This is a genomic window from Methylobacillus flagellatus KT (assembly GCF_000013705.1).
Lineage (GTDB): Bacteria > Pseudomonadota > Gammaproteobacteria > Burkholderiales > Methylophilaceae > Methylobacillus > Methylobacillus flagellatus.
On sequence record NC_007947.1, the window covers coordinates 1,942,419 to 1,965,062 of the forward strand.

The following is a 22,644-nucleotide window of genomic DNA, read 5'->3' on the forward strand; positions in this document are numbered from 1 at the left end:
GGGCTCGATGAACATCACCCTCTTCCCTTACCCGCATGACACGATATGACGCCTGTACATGGTGTTATAGGCAAGACTGTCGTCAAGCAGACTCGCGGATGGACAAGAATGCGCCGCAACCGCATTTAAGTTAAATACAGGAGAAAATCATGATCATCGACCTTACGGGCAAGACCGCTATCGTCACAGGTTCGACAGCCGGTATCGGCTTCGCCATCGCCGACGGCCTGGCCAAGGCAGGTGCGCGGGTAGTCGTGACCGGGCGCACTCAGGCTGCGGTAGATAAAGCCGTTGCAGCAATCAAGGCCGGAACCACGGCAGGAAGCGTTGAAGGCATTGCCGCTGACTTGGCCTCGCCAGAAGGAGCCGCGGCGCTCGTGCGTGCCGTGCCGCAGGCAGACATCCTGGTCAACAATCTGGGTATCTATGGCGCAAAACCGCTGTTCGATCTGGAAGATGATGACTGGCTGAAGCTGTTCGACGTCAATGTCTTAAGCGCCGCACGCCTTTCCCGCCACTACGCACCCGGCATGAAGGACAGAGGCTGGGGCCGTTTGATCTTCATTTCCAGCGAATCGGCACAGAACATCCCGGTGGAAATGGTGCATTACGGCGTTTCCAAAGCCGCAATGCAAGCGCTTTCACGTGGCTACGCCAAGGCGCTTGCCGGCACGGGAGTCACCTCCAACGCTGTCTTGCCCGGGCCCACCCGCACTGACAACGTTGGTCAATTCCTTGCGGATTTTGCCAGGGAGCGCGGCATCCCCGCCGAGGATGCCGAGGCACGATTCCTGACCGAGAACCGTCCATCCACACTGATCCGCCGCTTCGCGACAGCAGAGGAAGTCGCCAACCTGTGTGTCTACGTAGCCTCACCGCTATCAAGTGCCACCACGGGCGCTGCCCTGCGGGTCGAGGGTGGGATTGTGGAAGGAATAGGCTGATCCGAACCCGAGCTATGCCATTATCGGATAGCTACAAAGTGCGTGCTGTTCATGCAAAACACTCACTGCAAGCAAGTGGGAATAGCATTCTGGAATAAAAAAGGACCTTAATAAAAGGTCCTTTTTTATTCTGGAGCGGGAAACGAGTCTCGAACTCGCGACCTCAACCTTGGCAAGGTTGCGCTCTACCAACTGAGCTATTCCCGCATTGCTTCACAGCTAAATCATTTACCTGGAGGCGCGAGCCGGAGTCGAACCGGCCTAAACGGCTTTGCAGGCCGCGGCATAACCGCTTTGCTATCGCGCCATAAACAGTATCAGGCCACTCTTCAGGACACCTGATAAAAAAAGAAAGCGCTTGCAGCCACTTTCCTTTTAAAATCCTGGAGCGGGAAACGAGTCTCGAACTCGCGACCTCAACCTTGGCAAGGTTGCGCTCTACCAACTGAGCTATTCCCGCATCGAAAGAAGGCGCTATTCTAAGGATTTTCAGACCTGTGTCAAGCGTATTTCAGCCCGCTCAGCCGGCCTTCATGCGCGGCCACGCGGCCTTCAGATAATAAGCCATTGACACCAATGTCAAAAATGCAGCAATGTAAATCAGTACCTCACCATAAAAACTGACATGCAATGGTCCCAGGGGATCGTAATACAGCAGCAACAGGATGGCGGCCATCTGCACCGCGGTCTTGACCTTGCCGATGAACGCCACAGCAACACTGCCGCGCTCGCCCAGGCCGGCCATCCATTCCCGCAGGGCGCTGATCGCGATTTCACGCCCAATGATGATCAATGCCACCACCGCCCCCACGCGATCGAGCTCTATCAGCAGTATCAAAGCTGCCGCGACCATCAGCTTGTCCGCGACCGGATCAAGAAAGGCGCCGAACGCGGAAGTCTGGTTGAGTGCGCGTGCAAGGTAGCCATCGAACCAGTCGGTAATGGCGGCAAAGGCAAAAATAAACGTCGCCAGCACGTTTTTATCATGCATGGGCAAGGTCGTTTCCGGGAGATAGAATATCCCGATGAAAACCGGGATGCTCAGGATACGCATCACCGTCAGGCTATTGGGGACATTCCAGACCATCAGTGCAACTCCTCATAAATTTTCTGCGCCAGTGCATGGCTGATGCCATCCACTTGGGCAATCTCGTCCACGCTGGCATTCTTGACGCCATCAAGGCCGCCAAACCGCGTCAGCAGGCTCTTGCGGCGCTTGGCGCCTATGCCGCTGATATCTTCCAGGCTGGAATGCATGCGCGCCTTGCCACGTTTTGCACGATGGCCGGTGATGGCAAAACGGTGGGCTTCATCGCGGATTTGTTGCAATAGGTGCAACCCGGGATGATCCTTCTTGAGGCTCACCGGCTCTTCCCTCTCGGGAAAGAACATCTGCTCCAGCCCCGGCTTGCGCTCCTCGCCTTTGGCGATGCCGACCAGCTGGATATCCGGCAAGCCGACTTCATTCAGGACCTCGACCGCCACGCCCAATTGCCCCTTGCCACCGTCGATAAATACTAGGTCGGGACGCTTGCCTTCCCCGGCGGCCACTTTGCGGTAGCGCCGGGTCAGCACATCGCGCATCGCGGCATAATCATCTCCTGGCGTGATGCCGGTGATATTGTACCGGCGATACTCCGAGCTCTGCATGGCGCCCTTGTCGAATACCACGCAGGAGGCCACCGTCGCTTCTCCCATGGTATGGCTGATGTCAAAGCATTCAATGCGCTCCGTGCTCTCGGGCAGGCCCAGGGCTTCGCGCAGGGCATTCAGCCTGGATTGCTGGTTGGCCTGTTGCGCAATGCGCTGACTCAGCGCAAGTTGCGCATTGGTATGCGCCATCTTGAGCCAGACACGCTTGTCGCCGATGGGATGAGTATTGATCCTGATTCTGCGGCCGGCCTGCTCACTGAACACCTCTTCCAGTGCAGCGGTTTCCAGGGAGGCTCCCACAATCAGCAGCGGAGGGATCGCGCCCGCCATGTAATGCTGCTCGAGAAAGGCTTCCATCGTCGTTTCCAAGTCGGCACCGTCAGCATTTTTGGGAAAGAAGCTTTTGTCACCCAGGTGATGACCGCCGCGGATCATGACCAGATTCACGCACCACTGTCCTTCCAGTTCGGCGCAGGCAATCACATCGGCATCACTGACGTTGAAGTCGCTGACGAATTGCTTGGCCTGCACCTGGCGCAGGCTCTGGATGCGGTCACGGTAAACGGCGGCAAGCTCATACTCCATTTTTTCGGCGGCTTCGTTCATTTTCTCGCCAAGCTCGTCCATCACCTGCTGCTCCTTACCTTGCAGGAACAGGCTGGCATGCATCACGTCCCGGCGGTAATCCTCTTCGCTGATGAAACCCACGCAAGGCGCAGTGCAACGCTCGATCTGGTGCAACAGGCAAGGCCGTGAGCGGTTGGCGAACACGGTATTCTCGCAAGTGCGCAGACGGAACACTTTCTGCAGGAGCTGAATACTTTCGCGCACCGCCACCGCGTTGGGGAATGGGCCAAAATAGCTGCTGCCCTTGCGCTGGGCGCCACGATGGAAAGCCAAGCGCGGGAAGGTATCTCCAGTCAGCGCGATATAAGGGTAGGACTTGTCGTCGCGAAACAACACGTTGTAGCGCGGCATGAAGCCCTTGATCAGATTGTTCTCCAGCAAGAGCGCTTCCGCTTCCGACCGCGTCACCGTGGTTTCGATGCGCGCGATATTGGACACCATGAGCCGGGTGCGCGCAGACGGCAGGTTTTTCTGGAAATAGGATGAGACTCGCTTTTTGAGGTCGCGCGCCTTGCCCACATAGATCACTTCATCCTGAGCGTTGATCATTCGATATACGCCAGGCAGGTTGGGCAGATTTTTCAGTACCGGTTTGGGGTCGAACATAAGATTTGGTGGCCGTCACGCAGCCAGCAGCATCCACTCAATGAAACAAGGCAGCAGGGTTCAATCGCTGTCCAGCAGCTCGCCTGCCACAGCCCAGTTCTCCCCTGCCACCTCATGGAAGGTAATATAGGTATAGGATTTGGGCTTCTTGGCGATACGCTCCAGCGTATCGGTGATTTCTTCCGCAATCTTGGCCTTTTGTTCGCGAGTCAATGTTCCCGCGACCTTGATATCGACATAGGGCATATGCTTCTCTCCTGGCTTGGGTTGTCAGATTCACCAATCATTCAGTGCGCATGACCAGGCTGGCCATGGAGGTGGTCAGACGCATCATCATGGTCATGCCGATGATTGGTGCTGGTCAGCCAGCAATTGGCGCTGGCATCGCTGTGCAAGTTGCCGATCTCCGGCTGCAGTGTGACATGCTCGATATTGAACCGCTCATGGAGCATATGCCGCAGGTTGTTCAATACCTCATGCCAATCCAGTATATTCTCCAACACGATATGGGCAGAAAGTGCAGTTTTCTCGGAAGAAAGTGACCAGATATGCAAATGGTGCACGCCCTGCACCTTGTCGCTCGCGCTCATGGCATGCTCAACTGCCTGGATATCGAGATGCAGCGGCACACCCTCCATCAGCACATGCAGCACTTCGCCCAACAGGCGCAGGGTGGATACCAGGATCAGTACCGAGATGAAGATCGACAAGATGGGGTCAATCGGCATCCAGCCTGTGAAATAAATCACTGCACCGGCCAGGATCGCCGCCACTGAGCCAAGCAAGTCTCCCAGCACATGCAGCAAGGCAGCACGGCTGTTCAGGCTGCTGTGTCCCTTATGTAACATCAAAGCCACGACGATATTCACCAGCATGCCGATAAACGCGATCAGCATCACTTCCCCGCCCTGCACCGGGCGCGGATCGGCGATGCGCTGCACGGCTTCATAGGCAATACCGCCGATCACTGCCAGCATCAGCAGGGCATTCACCAGCGCTACAATGACTTCGGCACGCACCAGACCGAAATTATGCTTGCGCGTGGCAGGCTTGCGGGCGATCCAGCTGCCCAGCCAAGCAAGCGCAAGGGCGAAAGCGTCCGACACCATATGGCCGGCATCGCTGAGCAAAGCCAGCGAGCCCGTCCACCAGCCGCCCACCGCCTCGACCACGGCAAATCCCGCAATCAATAGCAAGGGAAGCAACAGGGAGGGCTGGCCGCCACCATGTGCATGAGAATGATCGTGATGATGATGAGCACTCATAGGAGTGTAATGCTAGCAGGCATGACCACAATTAAAAAGCCGCAGCTATAAATATCTGCCTGCATGCCTTTACCGGCGTCTCATGATGAGCAGGGAAAGAAATTTCATGGATAAAACACGATAGAGCCCTGCCCGTCCTTTATAATGTGGCCAGTTCTTGCCAACCCTTACCCATGCTCAGTTATCGTCACGCATTCCATGCCGGCAACCATGCCGATGTCCTCAAGCATTTCATATTGCACCAGGTGCTGGCTTACACCAACCAAAAGGACAAGCCATATTGGTACATCGATACGCATGCCGGTGCCGGGATATACGCCCTGGATCATGGCTATGCCACCCAGAATGCGGAGTTCGAGCATGGCATCGCGCAATTGTGGGAATGTCATGACCTGCCTGTCCCGCTGCAATCCTTCGTTGACCTGATCAAACACATCAACCGTGGCAAGACGCTCAAGCATTATCCAGGCTCTCCCGCCATTGCACAGGCGCTGTTACGCAGCGGCGACCGCGCGCGCTTGTTCGAATTGCATCCAAGCGACACCAAACTGCTCAGGCAGCACTTCAAGACGGCTGGCCGCCAAGTACTGATCGAACAACAGGATGGATTTGCAGGCCTGAAAGCCTTGTTGCCGCCACCACCGCGCCGAGCTGTGGTACTGATCGACCCGCCCTATGAGGAAAAGCACGATTACCAGCGCGTGATCGACGCATTGAAGGATAGCCTGCAACGCTTTGCCACTGGCACCTATTTGCTGTGGTATCCGCTATTACAGCGCTCCGAGGTTGATCAGCTGACAGGGCGCCTGGCAAAACTGGGCGTTGGCAGCTGGCTGCATGCCACGTTGACTGTCCATCGCCCGGCTGCAGATGGATTCGGCATGCACGGCAGCGGCATGTTCGTGATCAATCCGCCGTGGACATTGCCCGGCCTCCTGGCGCAAACCCTGCCATACCTGGCGGAAAAGCTGGCTTTGGATGATGGTGCCGGATATACACTGCAGCACCATATTCCCTGAGCATTCCTTCCCCAGGCTACTGAATTATTTTATCCAGCAAGAAAGGAAACAAGCATGCAACCCCAGCCCAAACCCAAAATGAGTCCGTTGAGCGCTATTCTGTTCGGCAGCCGCTGGCTGCAATTGCCGCTCTATCTGGGCCTGATCGCGGCACAGGTGATCTACGTCATCCATTTCATGAAAGAGCTGGCACACCTGATCGAACGCCTGCCGCAACTGCAAGAAGCCGACATCATGCTCATGGTGTTGGGCCTGATCGATGTGGTGATGATTTCCAATCTGTTGATCATGGTCATCATTGGCGGTTACGAAACCTTCGTCTCACGCCTCAACATCAAGGGCCATCCTGACGAGCCGGACTGGTTGTCACATGTCAATGCCAACCTGCTCAAGGTAAAACTGGCGATGTCCATCATTGGCATTTCCTCCATCCACCTGCTCAAGACTTTCATTAATGTCGAAAACCTGGACGAAAAAACCCTGATTTGGCAAACCATTATCCACATGGCTTTCATTGCCTCAGCCGTCTCCATCGCCTGGATAGACCGCATCATGTCGCACTCGGGTGCCCCAAAAGCTCACTGATCCCCTCTTGCCCTCCAGAACTGGAGGGCTGTTCACTTCAGGAGATTGCCCTCATCATCATCGCCATCGCCACGGCAGCAGCGACAAAGGCAAAGCTTCTTTTCAACGATGCGGGAGCAAGATAACCAGCCAGCCTCCGCCCAGCCGCCATCCCTAACACGGATCCAGCGACGAAAGGCAGGGCAAGCCAGGCATCGAAGCTTCCCCACAACAATGCGCTGCCCAGGCTAGAGAGCGAAACCAGAGCGATCACCGCCAACGAGGTGGGAATGACGGAGTGCATGTCCAGATTGGACAGCCTATTCAGTGCCGGCACAATCACAAAACCTCCCCCCACTCCAACCAGGCCCGACAGGAAACCAGCAAGGCTTCCTGCGCTCATCAGCCAGAACGAGCATCGACTGGTCCAGCGAAAGCGGCCAGTGGCTGGATCAATCATGCACGCCGGATCGCCGGGACGGTTGCGTTGTTTTTTCTGCACCAGGTTTTCCGCTGCCACGAACGCCAAGACGCATGCAAACGCGAAGGTCAGTGTACGATTGTCAAGGTGATGCGCCAGCCACAACCCCAAGGGGGCCATCAGGATACCTAGCCCCGCCATCACGCATGCAGAGCGATAGCGTACTACGCCTTTTTTCCAGCCAGCAACCGCTCCCACCCCAGCAGCTACCGTGATGGCGGTGAGCGCCACGGGCGCAGCAGCCGTCAAGGAAATGTCCGTAAAAAACACCAGCAATGGCACGGCAAGAATACCACCGCCAGCACCGGTTGCTCCCATAAGCAGTCCGACGGCTGCGCCCAACAGACAAAGGGTCAGCACGGCCCTCCCCATTTCCTATCAAACAGGTGGTGCAGCAGCATGCCCGCCATCATGGCCAGAGAAAAAATCACAGGACCATCCAGCCCACTCATCAGGCTGGCCAATGCAGGTCCGGGACAATAGCCTGCCAAGCCCCACCCCACACCGAATATAGCCGCCCCAGCCACCAGGCTGGCATCGATTTTCCGCTTGGCTGGGATAAGCACATCCTGTTGCAAACAGGTCTGCTGCCGTAACCGCATAAGTCGATATGCCAGTGCCATCACCGGAATGGCGCCCAGCATGACGAATGCCAGAGAAGGATCCCACGCCCCCGTGACATCGAGAAAGGCAAGCACTTTTTGAGGGTTGGTCATGCCGGAGGTGATCAAGCCGATGCCGAACACCAGCCCAGCCAGCAATGCTGTTATCAGATGCATAGCTACCTCACCAAGGGGGATAAATTGACACAGTCAGCATCGCAGCTGCCATGAAAACCAAGGTGGCAATCATAGAGCGTGGTGACAGTCTTGCCATGCCACATACACCGTGACCACTGGTGCAGCCGGAACCAAGCCGGGTACCAAACCCGACCAGTATGCCAGCCAGAACCAGTACATGGATATCCCGGGGAGCAGTGGCCTCAGGCATGGCCGACCATAGAGAATACAGCCAGGGAGACCCCACCAAGCCAGCAAGAAAGCAAAGCCGCCAGGCATTGGCTGACCATGATGCGTTGAGCAGTCCGCCGAGAATGCCGCTGATACCGGCGATACGCCCGTTCATGATCAATAGCAGCGCTGCCGCCAGTCCGATCAATACACCGCCCGCCAGCGATTCCAAAGGGGTAATATGCGCCCAGGTAACCATCACTCTCACTTTCCTTTGGAGGTTGCAATGCCAAACACAGCATATGCCGGACACCACCGTACCAGCCCGGTCAGTAAAGGCAAGATGCCAACATATGCCCAGGACGGCCCTTGAAAAAACGCCGACCAACCAATCAATGCCAAGCCAACCAATATGCGTAATACCCGGTCGACGCTCCCTATATTGATATTCATCTCGACTCCTACTCGTTTATCGACCCAATGACCGCGTTATTCAGCGATCCTGCCTTGCCGGGCTAGCCAGCCACTCGCGCCCCTTGAGCATGGCCTTCCAGTACACGGGTGGCAATATCCTTTCCTTGAGCCACCATGCCAGCCGCGACGGGCGCTGCCCGTTAATGAACCAGCGCGGAAAACTCGGCAGCAGTTTGCCGCCATAGCCAAACTCTGCCAGCACGATCTTGCCGCGCTCCACCGTCAGCGGGCATGAACCATAGCCATCGTAAACTGCCTGCATTTCATGACCAGACAGCACTGCCAGCACATTTTCCGCCACAACCGGCGCCTGCTTGCGCGCAGCGGCGGCTGTCTTGGCATTCGGAGCGTTGGTGACATCACCGAGGCCGAATACATTGGCGAACTGCCTGTGGCGCAAGGTGTACTGGTCGACATCCAGCCATCCGGACGCGTCCACCAGAGGACTCGCACGCACAAAATCCGGTGCTTGTTGAGGCGGCACCACGTGAAGCATGTCGAACTCCACCTCCAGGCTGCCCTGCCCCCCCTCGGAGTCCGTCACCGCGAACCAGGCCCGCTTGGCCTTGCCGTCAACCTTGGTCAACCGGTGACCAAAATGAAGCTGTGCACCATAGTGTTTGACATACTCCATCAGAGCCGGAACATATTCCTTTACCCCAAACAGCACGGGGCCGCTGTTATAGAACTCAATGCTGATATCGTGCAGACAGCCCGCACGCCGCCAATGGTCGGCAGATAGGTACATTGCCTTTTGCGGTGCGCCAGCACACTTGATCGGCATAGGCGGCTGAGTAAACACAGCTTTGCCGCGCCTCATCTGGCTCACGAGCTGCCAAGTATAGGGTGCAAGGTCATAGCGGTAGTTCGATGTCACCCCATTCTCGCCAAGCGTATCCACCAACCCCTCCACTCCATGCCAGTTCAGCTTGATACCGGGACATACCACCAGCACGTCATAAGCAATAAGCTTGCAGCCTTCAAAAAGGACACGACTATGCTCTGGCTCAAAAGCTGCCACCGCCGCCTTGATCCACTTGGCCTGAGCGGGGATGACTGAAGCCATCGTGCGCACAGTGGTTTCTGGACGAAATATGCCACCACCCACCATGGTCCAGCCTGGCTGGTAATAATGGATTTCCGCCGGATCTATGATGGCAATATCAATCCCGGGATGACGCGACAGCAGGCTGGAGGCGACAGCAATGCCCGCCGCGCCAGCCCCGACAATCAATACTTGGTGATGGCTGACATGGGCCGGTACTTCATTGCCGCCAGCTAGGCGGTAGGTAATGCCACTCAAATCATAACCGGCAGACTTGGCTGCGGAAAGCACTGCAGGCAAGCCCTGGACTGGCGCCTGGCTCAATGCCCATAATGTGACTGCGCGCATGCCTGAACGACAATACGCCATTACGGGTTTGGACATTCCGGCATAGGTGCTGGCAAAAGCCCGCACATCATCATCCGAGACCTTGCCGCTTTCCACGGGCAGGTAAGCCATCTCGATACCGGCCTGCCTTGCGAGCGCCTCCAATTCGTTGAATGTAGGCTGGTCCGTCCCCTCGCCATCAGGACGGTGACACAATATCGTCCTGAATCCGGCGGCGGCCAGCCTGGGGATATCCTGAGGGAAAATCTGCCCGCTGACGCTGAATCCTGCTTCAATTTTTTCTATTTTCATGCTCGCTCTAATGGGGTCCAAATAACGTTGAAATGCTTTAATGATCAGGATAGTCTGCCGCACGCCTGGTTGGCAGGTAAAGCGATATCAATCTTTCCGGGATAGGACAGCTTGAGCTCGGACATTAATGCAATGAAGTCCTCTCGACTGCGGCCTCTGCCTAGGCGTTGATTGTGCAGACGCTCCTGCCCCACTGTCGAATGCAACCTACCGTGATAGTCATGCCCGGGATACACTTTGGTATCATCCGGCAGGGTAAAAATCTTCTGGTGAATACTGTCATATAGCTGCCCAGCGTTGCCCATCTGAAAATCCGTGCGGCCGCAGCCATCAATCAGCAGCGCATCTCCAGTGAACACCTTGTCCCCACAGACATAGCTGACGCAACCGTTGGTATGCCCTGGAGTATGCCGCACTTCGATATCCAGGGTTCCCACGATCAAGTGCACGCCATCCGTGACCAGCAAATCCGCACACATGGCGCCTGCATCGCGGTGCACTACGCTCTTGCTGCCCAGTCTTTGCCTCAGTAGATCGGCACCGGTCACATGGTCGGCGTGCACATGTGTTTCCATGGTATACACCAGCTTGCAACCAGTTGACTCCAGCTCGGCAATATAAGTATCCACTTCAGAGGCCACGGGATCAATCAGCACAGCCAGTCTGGTCTTGTCGCACCCCAGCAAGTACGTATACGTTGAGCTCTCGGGCTCGAAAAATTGCTTGAACATAACTTACCCCTCGAGAAACAATGGATTTCATATTGTCAGCAAAAAAGGGGCCACGCGGACACTCAAAATTTTTACCTTATAAATCAATAACCAATATATCCACCAATGCCACCATATGTTTCAAAAGTAAAAATGAAACAAGTTCATCCTGTTTCATGATATAAGAATGAAACACCACATAAAATCATACCCGCCATGCCTTTATCCCTAGCACAGCAGATTGCCAAACTCATGCCGGATGCCGCCGTGATCATGGTCAACCGGGATTGCACCATTCATTACTGGAGCCCGGGCGCCGAGAGGCTGCTGGGCTTCCCTGCGGTTGACGCCATAAGCCAGGCAGGGCTGGCTGGAAGTCACTGTGAAAGCTGCCAAGCTGCCTATGAAGTCACACCGCACGACAGGCTGGTCGGCCACATCCTGACGTTACAAACTGCAGGTGGCCAATCCCGTGTTGTGAAGAAATACACTATGCCCCTGTTCGACGACCATGGGGAGTTCAATGGTAGCATTGCCGTACTAATCGCCTACCCTACATTGCCGGGTCCCGGTGACTCCCAGCCAGTGCCCGGCAAACCCTACCATGGCATGATCAGCCATAATCCGGTCATGCAACATGTATTCACCATGATCGGCCGAGTAGCCAAAACCGATCTGCCTGTACTCGTCCGTGGCGAATCCGGAACCGGCAAGGAGCTGGTGGCACGCGCCATTCACGAGGAGAGTACGCGCAAGGGACAGCCCTTCATTGCCATCAACTGTGCCGCCCTAAACCCCAATATTCTGGAGAGCGAGCTCTTCGGTCATGTGAAAGGAGCATTCACCGGCGCCATACGCCAGCACGTGGGTGTTTTCGAGCAAGCGCGGGGCGGCACACTGTTCCTGGATGAAATTGCCGAGATTCCGCTGGACCTGCAGGCGAAGCTGCTGCGCGTGCTGGAAACCGGTGAATTCACTCCGCTGGGCAGCGAACGCAGATATATCGCAGATGTACGCATCATTACCGCCACCCACCGGGCACTGCGCGAAGAGGCGAAATCAGGTCGTTTCAGGCATGATCTGCTTTACCGGCTGCGCGTCATTCCGATCTTCCTGCCGCCGCTGCGCGAAAGGCGGCACGACATTCCACTGCTGGCGAAACATCTATTGCACGAGCAAGCAGGCGACGTACTAGTGCCGCAGCTTACTCAAGCCGCTGTTGAGCACCTGATGCAATATGACTGGCCAGGGAATGTGCGGGAGCTGCGCAATGCACTGAGTTATGCCTGGGTGATGTCTGACGGCGCCGTGATAGACATGCAGCATCTTCCAGCGGAAATACTGGGCCTGAAAAACACAGGCAGGGCAGCCTCCAAAAATACGGCGACACGCAGACAATTAGACCGTCATGAAATCCAGGCGGCCATCGAGCGTCACCACGGAAATCTATCGCAAGCCGCCCACTCCTTGGGCATCAGCCGGACAACATTATGGCGGAAACTCAAGACTCTGGATTGAGCCCTTTCCTGGTCGCACGGCCAGAGAAGGTACTTGCCAGCCAATCGTCCAGCAACGCCTTCTCATAGCGCATGGTATCCTGGCTGTTCTGTACGGAGCGCATTTGGTAATTCGGCTCAGTCAACCGCACCTGCCCCTCCTTGAGCACATTGCCTTCAGCATCCTTGAGCTGATAATGCAATTCGACGCGTGGTGGATAGATATGCCGGATCATGCGAATATCGTTACCTGGGGTATTCCAGGGCTCAAACTCCCCCGCCATGTCGATGTCCTTGATCTTAATGCTCAATTGCTCGCCTAGTGCAAGATAAACAGCCGCTTTTTTCATCACGTGTCTGCGGAGCTGCTCGAGATAATTCTGATTGGGCGGCCCATGGTCGGTGCTGGAACATCTGTAAACTTCTCTGGCGAGACGTACTCGACGACAACCGGCGGCCGTGACGCTTCTCCGGCGTGAACTGCAAACACCACCCATCCTACTATCCAGCATGCTAGCATTCTTATGCTCACCTTACCGTCCCCTTTTCTACCTGCTCTTAACCAAGAGACAGTGCGCCGGCGAAACAATTCTCACCATACGCAAGTACCGTCTAAAGACAATAAGCCGCATGAAGCGGCTTATTGTCTATGCATTCGAGGCCAAATGCCGGTGGCGACCTAGCTTGCCACTTCGGAAATCGGAATCACTTTCTTCGTATATTCCGGCATCTGGTCGAAATTGAGGTACTTGTAGATATTGTCGGCATGCTTAGTGAGCTTGTCGCCTATGATCTCAAGATACTCGGCTTGTGTCGGAATGCGTCCTAAGCGTGCGCATACGGCCGCCAGTTCAGCAGAACCGAGATAGACGCGCGCATCCTTGCCCATACGGTTGTCGAAGTTACGGGTAGAGGTCGAGAACACTGTCGCCTTGTCCGCCACGCGGGCCTGGTTCCCCATGCACAACGAGCAACCTGGCACTTCGGTACGCGCCCCCGCCACGCCGAACACCGAATAGACACCTTCATCGCGCAACTGGCTTTCGTCCATGCGGGTAGGCGGCGCGATCCATAACCGGGTCGGAATGTTGCCAGCCCCCTCGAGTACCTTGGCGGCAGCACGATAGTGGCCAATGTTGGTCATGCAGCTGCCGATGAAAACTTCGTCGATCTTGTCTCCCACCACGGCAGATAGCGGCTTGATGTCGTCCGGGTCGTTCGGGCAGGCCACCAGGGGCTCTTTGATGTCGTTGAGGTCGATCTCGAGTACATAAGCATACTCCGCATCCTTGTCGGCCTCGAGCAACTGTGGGTCGGCCAGCCAGGCCTCCATTGCCTCGATGCGGCGCTGCAGGGTGCGCGCATCCTGGTAGCCGTTGTCTATCATGTTCTGCATCAGCACGATATTGGACTTGAGGAACTCGATCACCGGCTCCTTGTTCAGGTGCACGGTACAGCCATTGGCGGAACGCTCGGCGGAGGCATCGGCAAACTCGAACGCCTGCTCGACCTTGAGGTCCGGCAGTCCCTCGATTTCGAGAATGCGCCCGTTGAAGACATTCTTCTTACCCTGCTTGCCTACGGTCAGCTCGCCCCGCTGGATCGCGGCGTAGGGAATCGCATTTACCAGGTCGCGCAAGGTGATGCCAGGCTGCATCTCTCCCTTGAAACGCACCAGCACAGATTCCGGCATGTCCAGCGGCATAGCGCCCATGGCGGCGGCAAACGCCACCAGGCCGGAACCCGCGGGGAAGGAAATGCCGATCGGGAAGCGGGTGTGCGAATCGCCGCCGGTGCCGACGGTATCGGGCAGGATCATGCGGTTGAGCCAGGAGTGGATCACGCCGTCACCGGGCCGCAGGCTGACGCCGCCGCGGCTGGAGATGAATTCCGGCAGGCTGTGCTGCAACTTGATGTCCACGGGTTTGGGGTAGGCGGCAGTATGGCAGAAGCTCTGTATGACGAGGTCGGCAGAGAAGCCTAGGCAGGCCAGCTCCTTGAGTTCGTCACGCGTCATCGCCCCCGTCGTATCCTGTGAGCCGACAGTGGTGATCTTGGGCTCACAGTAAGTGCCCGGACGCACGCCCTTTCCTTCGGGCAGCCCGCAGGCGCGCCCCACCATCTTCTGTGCCAGGGTGTAACCCTTGCCGGTATCTTGCGGCATGATGGGCTGGATAAACAAATCAGAAGGCGGCAGGCCGAGAAGCTGGCGGGCATTGTTGGTGAGGCCGCGGCCCACAATCAGCGGGATGCGTCCGCCGGCGCGCACCTCGTCCGGCATGGTCAAAGGCGCCAGCTCGAATCGGGCGATTTCCTCGCCTGCAGCATTCAGCACCTTGCCATCGTAGGGCCGCACTGCGATCACATCGCCTGTGGACATGGCGCTCACATCGCATTGGATGGGCAAGGCGCCGGAGTCTTCCGCCGTATTGAAGAAGATAGGCGCAATCTTGCCGCCCAGCACTATCCCGCCCGTGCGCTTGTTTGGAATGTAGGGAATGTCGTTGCCCATGTGCCACTGCACCGAGTTGATCGCAGACTTGCGCGAAGAGCCAGTGCCCACGACATCGCCGACATAGGCCAACGGCAAACCCTGAGATTTCAATTGCTCCAGGGTTTGCAACGCCCCTGGCATTTTGTTGATGAGCATGGCCTTGGCATGCAGCGGGATATCAGGACGCGACCAGGCTTCCTGCGCAGGAGACAGGTCATCGGTATTGGTTTCACCATCGACCTTGAATACCACCAGCCTCAACTCTTCTGGCAACTTGGGACGGCTGGTGAACCATTCCCCGGCAGCCCATGATTCGACCAATGCCTTGGCATAGGTGTTGCCTGCCTTCATTTTTTCGGCTACGTCATGGAAGGCATCGAACATGAGGATAGTGTGCGACAGCGCCTTGACGACTTGCTCAGCCAATGGGCTGTCCAGCAAGGCCACCAGGGCTTGCACATTGTAGCCGCCCAGCATGGTGCCCAATAGTTTGACGGCATGCTCGGGAGTGAGCAGAGGGGAATGCGCTTCGCCTTTGGCGATATCTGCCAGGAAGGCTGCCTTGACATAGGCGGCCTGGTCCACGCCGGCCGGGATACGGTTTTCCAACAGGTTGAGAAGAAATGGCTCTTCACCAGCGGGAGGGTTCTTCAACAGCTCAACCAGGGCAGCGGTTTGCTCTGCATCCAGTGGCAAAGGGGGAAGGCCAGCGGAGGCGCGTTCTTCTACATGTTTACGATAGGCAATTAGCATGGTTTTCCATTAACTTCGTGATAGCGGTAGGCGGCAACATACGTGACGATGGCTGCAGACATGCTGGAGATGTTCCCATGGCAGCGCCAGGCCTGTTGCCCGCATGATCTGCGTGGCCTGAATGAGTGAATTATACAGTGTTGCGGCCGGCTTATAAAACGCCGGCAATGTCCTGCATGCAATGAACATGCCTGTTTTGACAGGATTTTTCAGAGAATGAATCTTGTTTGCACTTGTGGCACCCAATGACGCACGAGGCCACACCTTTCGACCTTGCATGCAGAAATCTCCAGGCAGATGAGGATAAATCCGGATGCAAAATGCCTGTCGCCATTCCGCTGCCAGCCCATCCATGCACCACTTTGGCGCAACCATGGACGACAACATGGAAATGGCGGGAAGGCGGACCATGCAGAGCGAAAGAAGCCAACGATTTTGTCAATCGCAGATGTCAGGTAAAATCACGGTTTTCCAACGCTGGCAGAACAGCTTGTATGAAGGCTGTCCATTGCGCCCGCGCTCACTACCATGCAAAAAGGTTTACCGATGGAGCTCACACCTCTTAACGCACTTTCCCCCCTCGATGGCCGCTACCAATCCAAGCTCGATCCTTTGCGCCCCTATTTCAGCGAATATGCCCTGATCCGTTTCCGCGCGCTGATCGAGGTCGAGTGGCTCAAGGCACTTTCCGCCGAAGCGGAGCTCAAGGAGGTCGCCCCGTTCAGTACCGAGACCATACACGAGCTCGACAAGGTCATTGCGGCATTCGGTGAGGTGGAAGCCGCACAGGTCAAGGCAATAGAATCCCGTACCAATCACGACGTCAAAGCTTTGGAATACTGGCTCAAGGAACATTTCGACGGCAACCACGAAATCCGCGCCGTCAGCGAGTTCATCCACTTCGCCTGCACTTCGGAAGACATCAATAACTTGTCGCATGGCCTGATGCTGAAACATGCGCGTGACGAAGTGATTATCCCCATGGTAGACAAGCTCATTGCCCGCCTGACCGAGCTTGCCCACGAGTTGGCCGAGATACCGATGCTGTCTCGCACGCATGGGCAGACCGCCTCCCCTACCACGCTGGGCAAGGAACTCGCCAACGTGGTCTACCGGCTGCGTCGCCAACGCGAACAACTCGCAGATAACGAGATCCTAGGCAAGATCAATGGCGCGGTAGGCAATTTCAATGCCCACCTTTCCGCCTACCCCGATTTCGACTGGGAAAGTTTTGCCCGCAAATTCGTCGAGAGCTTGGGCCTGACCTACAATCCCTACACCATCCAGATCGAGCCACACGACTACATGGCTGAGCTATACGATACGGTGGCCCGCATCAATACCATCCTGATCGACATCGACCGCGACATCTGGGGCTATATCTCCCAGGGCTACTTCAAGCAGAAAGTAAAGGAAGGCGAAGTCGGCTCCTCCACCATGCCGCACAAGGTCAACCCGATCGACTTCGAGAACTCGGAAGGCAACCTGGGCCTGGCCAATGCCTTGCTGCGCCACTTGGCGGAAAAGCTGCCGATCTCCCGCTGGCAGCGCGACTTGACCGACTCCACCGTGCTGCGCAACATGGGGGTCGCGCTGGGCTACGCCCTGCTTGGCTATGACTCCTGCCTCAAGGGTCTGGGCAAGCTTGAGGTCAACCGCCAGCGCCTGGAAGAAGACCTCGACAGCAACTGGGAAGTGCTCGCGGAGCCCATCCAGACCGTCATGCGCCGCTACGGTGTACCGAACCCGTACGAGCAGCTCAAGGCGCTTACGCGCGGTAAGGGCGGCATCAACAAGGAATCTCTGCATGCCTTCATCCACGATCTCAAGATACCGGCGGAAGCCAAGCAGGCGCTGCTGGAGCTGACCCCTGCCAATTACACAGGAAAAGCCGCGGCACTTGCAAAAGCCATTTAGCCAGCCTGCCATGATGGCCTTTGCGGCCATTGACTACTTTTTCAAGGCACCGGGCCTGCACAGATGCTTCCCGATGATACAGGCCTGGCTGCTGCTCATCCTGCTGTCATGGCAGGGCCAGGCCGTTGCTGATACCCGCTATAGCGTCGATATCGACGCCCCCTCCGCAGTAGAAGATCTGCTGGAGAAGCACATGGAGATCATGCGTTGGCTTGATAACCCGCGCATGAACAATGCCGAATGGCACCGCTTGTTGCAGGCAGCGCCCCGCAATATAGAGGACCTGCTAGCAACCGAAGGCTACTTCTCGCCAGAGATCAAGCAACAACTCGAAACCAGCCGCGAAGGCGAGAATGTCCGCCATCGCGCCACATTCACCATCGTGCCGGGCAATCCGGTCACCGTGGACATCGTCGATATCCGCTTCACAGGCGACGTCACGCAGCAAGACGCCGGTGCAGAGCCTGCCCCGGACAAGCTGATTGAGGGTTGGCCGCTCAAGCGGGATATGCGCTTCAGCCAGGATGCTTGGGCTAGTGCCAAGCGCAGCCTGCTAAGAGGACTGATGCTGCAGCGCTACCCGAACGCCAGGATCACCAGCAGCAAGGCCGAAATCGATGCTGCCAGCAACAAGGCCAGATTGCGGGTGGAGATCGACAGCGGCGCACCTTTCCGCTTTGGCGGCCTGGAGGTCAACGGCCTGCAGCGCTACCCGCGAAGCCTGGTCGAGAACATGAATCCAATCAAGCCAGGCGAAACCTATAGCCAGGCCCGCTTGCTGTTCTTTCAGTCATTGTTGCAAGCCAGCGGCTATTTCGGCAACGTCGAAGTCACATCGCACACCGAGGACGCTGACCCGGAAGCGGCACCAATCGTCGTCACCGTCACCGAGTTGCAATCCGTGCAAGTGGGGGTCGGCGTCGGCGCCAGCACCAACACAGGGGCTCGTACGACACTATCCTACCAAGACCTCAACCTGTTCAACCGCGGTTGGCGCTTCACCAACACCTTGAAGATCGAGCAAAAAGCGCAGTCACTCAACTCCCTGGTCCGATTGCCTACGGACAAGAACGGCTACCGCGATAGTTTCAATGCCGATCTCAACCGCATTGATATCGAGGGCCAGACCATTTCCACCTTGGGCAGCGGGGTGAAACGCGCATGGGGCCCGCGCAGCTTCGAACAAACCATTGGGGCAGCCTATCTGCTAGAACACCTGGCCATCGATGGCAGCGATTCCGAGAACAACTACGCCGCTACCGTCTCCTACGGCATCACCCTGCGCCGCACGGACAATGAGCTCAACCCGACGCGAGGCTACTTGCTCAATGCCTTGTTCACTAGCGCCCCACTCGATGTCATGGCCACCGGCAAGTTTCTGCAAAGTTATGTCAAGACGCAAATCTATTATCCGCTGACGCGCAGGACGCAGCTCATCACCCGATTCGAAGGCGGCATTGTCAGCGGCGCCAACAACGCACCTGCCACCTATCTGTTCCGCGCCGGTGGCGATCAATCGGTGCGAGGCTATGCCTACCAAAGCCTTGGTGTCGCCGATGGCGACGCCGTGATCGGTGGACGCTACCTAGCCACCGGCAGTATCGAGATCATCCAGTGGCTGACGGAGTCATGGGGCGCGGCTGCATTCGTGGATTTCGGCAATGCGGCAAACAGCACGCGCGACCTCAAGCCTGTATATGGTTATGGCCTGGGGGCCCGCTTCAAGAGTCCCGCAGGGCCGATCGGCATCGATATCGCCCGCGGCCAGGAAACCGGCGAATACCGGTTACACTTTAACCTGGGGGTCACCTTCTGATGGCAAAACGGCTACTGCTCATCCTGCTGCTGTGGTTCCTGCCCTGCATCGCGCCGGCATATGCCTTGATCCAGCTCAGCTCCAGCCTGCAGGACCTGCATTACGATGCGGGCAGCATGGAGATCGACCTACTGCAGTTCGAGGGCCACCTCAGGCTACTGCCCACACGCGAAGGACGCCTGCGCGTGGATCGGCTGCATGCGCAGCGGCTGGTCATCACCATGAAGCAGGCTGCGCCTGAAGATGCGCCCGATACCCCCACCGGCAGCCTGCCCGAATTGCCCGACGCCATCCAACTGCCATTCCCGATCGAACTGGAACAGGCGTCCATAGATGAAATCGAGATCGTGTCCGGCAACAGCCGCCAGGTGCTGCAGCATGTCACGCTCAACATGGCGGCGGACAGCAACACCATCCGCCTGCAGCTGTCGCGCGCGGAAACGCCCTGGGGCGACATCACGGCCGAGGTCGTCCTGCGGAACAGCAAGCCATTTCCCTTGTCGGGCAACATCCACATCCGCCAGGCGCAAGGCAACATGCCGTATGACCTCAACACCACCCTTTCCGGTGACCTCCAGGCATTGCGCTTTGACATGCGCAACCTGTTTGCAATGCAGAACGAGCTGCCTGCCATGGTCGCGATCGATAGTCCGCTGCCTGCGGCTGGCAGGCTGGATATTACGGGAGAAGTTGCCCTGGAGGGCGACCTGCCGCTCAAGCTCGACATCCGGTTACGCGACTTGAACCCGAACGCGTTGGGCCAGGCGACCGACGCTCACCTGAGCGCCGACCTCAGCGTCAGCGGCAAGCTGCTGCCCGCTGCCGACTTCACCGTGGCATTTAGCAGCCTGGACAGCCAATGGCGCGGCCATCCTCTGCGAGCCACAGCCAGCATACGCCTGCTGGATAACATCCTGGACAGCATCCAGGTCGATGCCACACTCGGCGACAACCGCATCAGCGCTCGAGGTAGCCTTGGCCAGCCCGGCGGCACCCTCGCCTGGCAAGCGGCCTTTCCCGTATTGGCTGCACTAGGGCCGGCGTTTGCTGGCAAGGCCGAAGCCAGCGGCACAGTAGCTGGCGAGTTCGACGATCTGCGCGCGCAATTCCAGCTGCTCGCGGAAAACCTGCGCCTTCCAGGCAATATCACGGCCCATCAGCTCAGCGGCAACGGCAGCCTGCACACCCAGGGCGAACTCAATGCAGCGCTCAATGCTTCAGGCCTGCGCATCCACCAAGGCAGCTTCATGGATGGCAAAATCGCTCTGACCGGCAACCGCGCGCGCCATACGCTCAGAATGGAAGCCACCGGTCCTGGCCTCAACCTGCAATCCACCCTTGATGGCGGCATCGATGACACCGGTGCCTGGACAGGCGTCCTGCACCAGTTCGAATACCAATCACAGGCACCGGTCAAACTGCAAGCGCCCGCCCCCATCCGCTACGATGCGGCCGGGCTTGCAATCGACGACCTGACCTTGCAGTTCAAGCAGGGCATCATCCGCCTGGACACCTTGCGCCAAGGTCCCAATGGCTTGCAGACGCAAGGCCAGATTGAGCGGTTGGCCTTGCAGGACATTCCGCCGCTGTTATTCTCATTGCCTGCCAATCTCAAGGGCAATCCGGTATTTTCAGGGGAATGGGATATCAATGCCGGGGAACTGCTCAACGGTAAAGTCATGCTGCAGCGCGAGTCCGGCGATATCGCCGTGGTACGCGAAGGCCAGCCCGAACAACCGCTAGGCCTCAGCGAAGTTAAATTACTGCTGGCGATGCGTGACAATCAGGTCGGCCTGACGGCCAGCATTCGGGGTAGCGGGCTCGGCAATATTGCCGGAAGCCTCAATACCAGTGTCACCAGCGCAGATGGCAGCCTCAGCCTCGTCAGCAGTGCACCGTTGCAAGCCAGCCTGATCGCGGAAGTGAACAGCCTTGCCTGGCTGCCCTCTCCCGACATCCAGGCGGATGGTACCCTCCATATCGATATCCATGCCGATGGCAGCATCGGCAACCCCAACCTGGACGGCAATATCCGCGGCCGCAACCTCAGCGCCAGCCTGCCGGCCGAAGGCGTGAACCTCACCAATGGCCAGCTCGACGCATCTCTGTCAGGCAACAGGCTGATTCTGGATACGCTGCGCTTCACAGGAGGCCAGGGTACCATCAATGCCAGTGGCAACATCAGCCTGGTAGCAGGCAAACCGGCAATGGAGCTCGACTGGATCCTCGACGACTTCACGGCGGCCGAACGCACTGACCGCACATTGGTATTGAAAGGCAGCGCAAAAACCACACTACAGAACAATGAACTCATCCTGGACGGCGACCTGCGCATCGTGCGTGGCTTGATCGAACTGGCGTCCGAAGGTGCCCCGCAGCTAGACAACGACGTCGTCGTGGTAGGACGTGAGCGCGCGGAAGAGCCGGCCCCATTGCAATTCACGATTGGCCAGCTCAGGATCAACCTCGGTGACGAAGTCATTGGCATCGTCGATCCGGGCAAGCAGTTCCTGCTGCGCGGTTTCGGCCTGGATGGCTACCTCACCGGCATTCTCACCCTGTCAGGAAGCGTACCCAACGGCCTGCGTGCGGAAGGTTCGATCAGGGTTGGCGGCACCTATATGGCCTATGGTCAGCTGCTCAACATCAAGCAGGGCATCGTCAACTTCAGCGGCCCGGTGGATAATCCCGGCCTCAACATTACCGCCATGCGCGAGAACCAGACCGTACAGGCCGGCGTCGAAATCACCGGCAATGCCCAGATGCCCATGGTCAAGCTGGTTTCCAACCCCAGTGTGCCGGACAGCGAAAAACTCTCCTGGCTGGTGCTCGGCCATGGCCTGGACCAGGCAGGCAAGAACGAATTCGCCATGCTCTCGCTCGCCGCCGGCGTCCTGCTCTCTCAGGGAGACTCCGTTCCGCTACAGACCAGGATGGCCCGCGCCGCAGGCCTCGACAGCTTCAGCATAGGCGGCAGTGATATGGAAAGCACTACCGTCAACTTCGGCAAGCGCCTGTCTTCCAGGCTCTACCTCAGCTACGAAAAGAGCCTGACCGGCCTGCTCAACGTCGCCAAGCTTACCTACACCATCAGTCGCAACTGGTCGGTCGTCTCGCAAGCTGGGTCGGAAAGCGCGGTGGATGTGCTTTATACTTTCCGCTTTCAATAACCCATTCCACAGAGAATCGCA

Annotated in this window: 19 protein-coding genes and 3 tRNA genes; 7 read left to right on the forward strand and 15 right to left on the reverse strand. The window is 57.4% G+C overall.

All coding sequences use genetic code 11. The features are described from left to right. Positions 1-149 precede the first annotated feature (149 nt). On the forward strand, positions 150-944 hold the full coding sequence (locus MFLA_RS09210; RefSeq protein WP_011480023.1) for an SDR family NAD(P)-dependent oxidoreductase: 795 nt from the start codon (positions 150-152) through the stop codon (positions 942-944). Between the two features lie 131 nt (positions 945-1,075). On the opposite strand, the gene MFLA_RS09215 is transcribed toward MFLA_RS09210, so the two are convergent. The 7 genes from MFLA_RS09215 to MFLA_RS09245 all read right to left on the reverse strand — a co-directional run bounded on the left by MFLA_RS09215 (position 1,076) and on the right by MFLA_RS09245 (position 5,095). Beyond that, positions 1,076-1,151: transfer RNA gene (locus tag MFLA_RS09215), tRNA-Gly, on the reverse strand. Positions 1,152-1,177: 26 nt separating this feature from the next. Continuing rightward, positions 1,178-1,251 (reverse strand) — tRNA-Cys (locus tag MFLA_RS09220). Between the two features lie 77 nt (positions 1,252-1,328). Beyond that, positions 1,329-1,404 (reverse strand) — tRNA-Gly (locus MFLA_RS09225). 60 nt (positions 1,405-1,464) lie between these two features. After that, complete coding sequence (pgsA, locus tag MFLA_RS09230; protein ID WP_011480024.1) at positions 1,465-2,031, reverse strand: CDP-diacylglycerol--glycerol-3-phosphate 3-phosphatidyltransferase; 567 nt, start codon at positions 2,029-2,031, stop codon at positions 1,465-1,467. Next, positions 2,031-3,830 carry an excinuclease ABC subunit UvrC gene (gene uvrC, locus MFLA_RS09235; RefSeq protein ID WP_011480025.1) on the reverse strand — a complete coding sequence of 600 codons (1,800 nt, stop codon included), beginning with the start codon at positions 3,828-3,830 and terminating at the stop codon, positions 2,031-2,033. Before uvrC ends, pgsA begins: the two co-directional genes overlap by 1 nt. 60 nt (positions 3,831-3,890) lie before the next feature. Further along, on the reverse strand, positions 3,891-4,076 hold the full coding sequence (locus MFLA_RS09240) for a tautomerase family protein (protein WP_011480026.1): 186 nt from the start codon (positions 4,074-4,076) through the stop codon (positions 3,891-3,893). Positions 4,077-4,117: 41 nt separating this feature from the next. Continuing rightward, a complete protein-coding gene (locus MFLA_RS09245; protein WP_011480027.1) occupies positions 4,118-5,095 on the reverse strand; it encodes a cation diffusion facilitator family transporter in 978 nt (325 codons plus the stop codon). A 173-nt stretch (positions 5,096-5,268) separates the two neighbouring features. On the opposite strand from MFLA_RS09245, the gene MFLA_RS09250 reads away from it, so the two are divergent. Further along, positions 5,269-6,114, forward strand: coding sequence for a 23S rRNA (adenine(2030)-N(6))-methyltransferase RlmJ (locus MFLA_RS09250; RefSeq protein WP_011480028.1), 846 nt, complete (start codon positions 5,269-5,271; stop codon positions 6,112-6,114). Between the two features lie 54 nt (positions 6,115-6,168). Then, positions 6,169-6,699 (forward strand): TIGR00645 family protein, encoded by a 531-nt coding sequence (locus MFLA_RS09255; RefSeq protein ID WP_011480029.1) that lies wholly within the window; start codon positions 6,169-6,171, stop codon positions 6,697-6,699. A gap of 37 nt (positions 6,700-6,736) precedes the next feature. On the opposite strand, the gene MFLA_RS09260 is transcribed toward MFLA_RS09255, so the two are convergent. Genes MFLA_RS09260 through MFLA_RS09285 form a run of 6 tightly spaced genes read right to left on the reverse strand, consistent with a single transcriptional unit; the run spans position 6,737 to position 10,998 of the window. Continuing rightward, positions 6,737-7,519, reverse strand: a complete 783-nt coding sequence (locus tag MFLA_RS09260) for a sulfite exporter TauE/SafE family protein (protein ID WP_229407043.1) — start codon at positions 7,517-7,519, stop codon at positions 6,737-6,739. Next, positions 7,513-7,938, reverse strand: a complete 426-nt coding sequence (locus MFLA_RS09265) for a DUF6691 family protein (RefSeq protein WP_011480031.1) — start codon at positions 7,936-7,938, stop codon at positions 7,513-7,515. The genes MFLA_RS09260 and MFLA_RS09265 overlap by 7 nt, the downstream gene beginning before the upstream one ends. A 7-nt stretch (positions 7,939-7,945) precedes the next feature. Further along, positions 7,946-8,368: a YeeE/YedE family protein gene (locus MFLA_RS09270; RefSeq protein ID WP_011480032.1), complete on the reverse strand. Its 423-nt coding sequence runs from the start codon at positions 8,366-8,368 to the stop codon at positions 7,946-7,948. Between the two features lie 5 nt (positions 8,369-8,373). Then, the gene (locus MFLA_RS09275; RefSeq protein ID WP_011480033.1) at positions 8,374-8,562 is read right to left on the reverse strand and encodes a YgaP family membrane protein; all 189 of its coding nucleotides are present in this window, start codon (positions 8,560-8,562) and stop codon (positions 8,374-8,376) included. Positions 8,563-8,602: 40 nt separating this feature from the next. Then, positions 8,603-10,267: a bifunctional protein tyrosine phosphatase family protein/NAD(P)/FAD-dependent oxidoreductase gene (locus MFLA_RS09280; RefSeq protein WP_011480034.1), complete on the reverse strand. Its 1,665-nt coding sequence runs from the start codon at positions 10,265-10,267 to the stop codon at positions 8,603-8,605. 44 nt (positions 10,268-10,311) lie between these two features. Further along, positions 10,312-10,998, reverse strand: a complete 687-nt coding sequence (locus MFLA_RS09285) for an MBL fold metallo-hydrolase (RefSeq protein WP_011480035.1) — start codon at positions 10,996-10,998, stop codon at positions 10,312-10,314. 195 nt (positions 10,999-11,193) lie between these two features. Here MFLA_RS09285 and MFLA_RS09290 point away from each other — a divergent pair, with 195 nt between their 5' ends. Beyond that, the gene (locus MFLA_RS09290) at positions 11,194-12,495 is read left to right on the forward strand and encodes a sigma-54 interaction domain-containing protein (protein WP_011480036.1); all 1,302 of its coding nucleotides are present in this window, start codon (positions 11,194-11,196) and stop codon (positions 12,493-12,495) included. Here MFLA_RS09290 and MFLA_RS09295 read toward each other — a convergent pair. After that, positions 12,479-12,985, reverse strand: coding sequence for a DUF3016 domain-containing protein (locus MFLA_RS09295; RefSeq protein WP_011480037.1), 507 nt, complete (start codon positions 12,983-12,985; stop codon positions 12,479-12,481). The two genes, MFLA_RS09290 and MFLA_RS09295, sit on opposite strands and share 17 nt — an antisense overlap. Positions 12,986-13,152: 167 nt before the next feature. Further along, positions 13,153-15,720: a bifunctional aconitate hydratase 2/2-methylisocitrate dehydratase gene (gene acnB / locus MFLA_RS09300; RefSeq protein WP_011480038.1), complete on the reverse strand. Its 2,568-nt coding sequence runs from the start codon at positions 15,718-15,720 to the stop codon at positions 13,153-13,155. 546 nt (positions 15,721-16,266) lie between these two features. Here acnB and purB point away from each other — a divergent pair. Genes purB through MFLA_RS09315 form a run of 3 tightly spaced genes read left to right on the forward strand, consistent with a single transcriptional unit; the run spans position 16,267 to position 22,623 of the window. Then, positions 16,267-17,637 carry an adenylosuccinate lyase gene (gene purB / locus MFLA_RS09305; RefSeq protein ID WP_011480040.1) on the forward strand — a complete coding sequence of 457 codons (1,371 nt, stop codon included), beginning with the start codon at positions 16,267-16,269 and terminating at the stop codon, positions 17,635-17,637. Then, complete coding sequence (locus MFLA_RS09310) at positions 17,621-19,453, forward strand: autotransporter assembly complex protein TamA (protein WP_229407044.1); 1,833 nt, start codon at positions 17,621-17,623, stop codon at positions 19,451-19,453. The genes purB and MFLA_RS09310 overlap by 17 nt, the downstream gene beginning before the upstream one ends. After that, complete coding sequence (locus MFLA_RS09315) at positions 19,453-22,623, forward strand: translocation/assembly module TamB domain-containing protein (RefSeq protein ID WP_011480042.1); 3,171 nt, start codon at positions 19,453-19,455, stop codon at positions 22,621-22,623. The genes MFLA_RS09310 and MFLA_RS09315 overlap by 1 nt, the downstream gene beginning before the upstream one ends. The last annotated feature ends 21 nt before the right edge of the window (positions 22,624-22,644 follow it).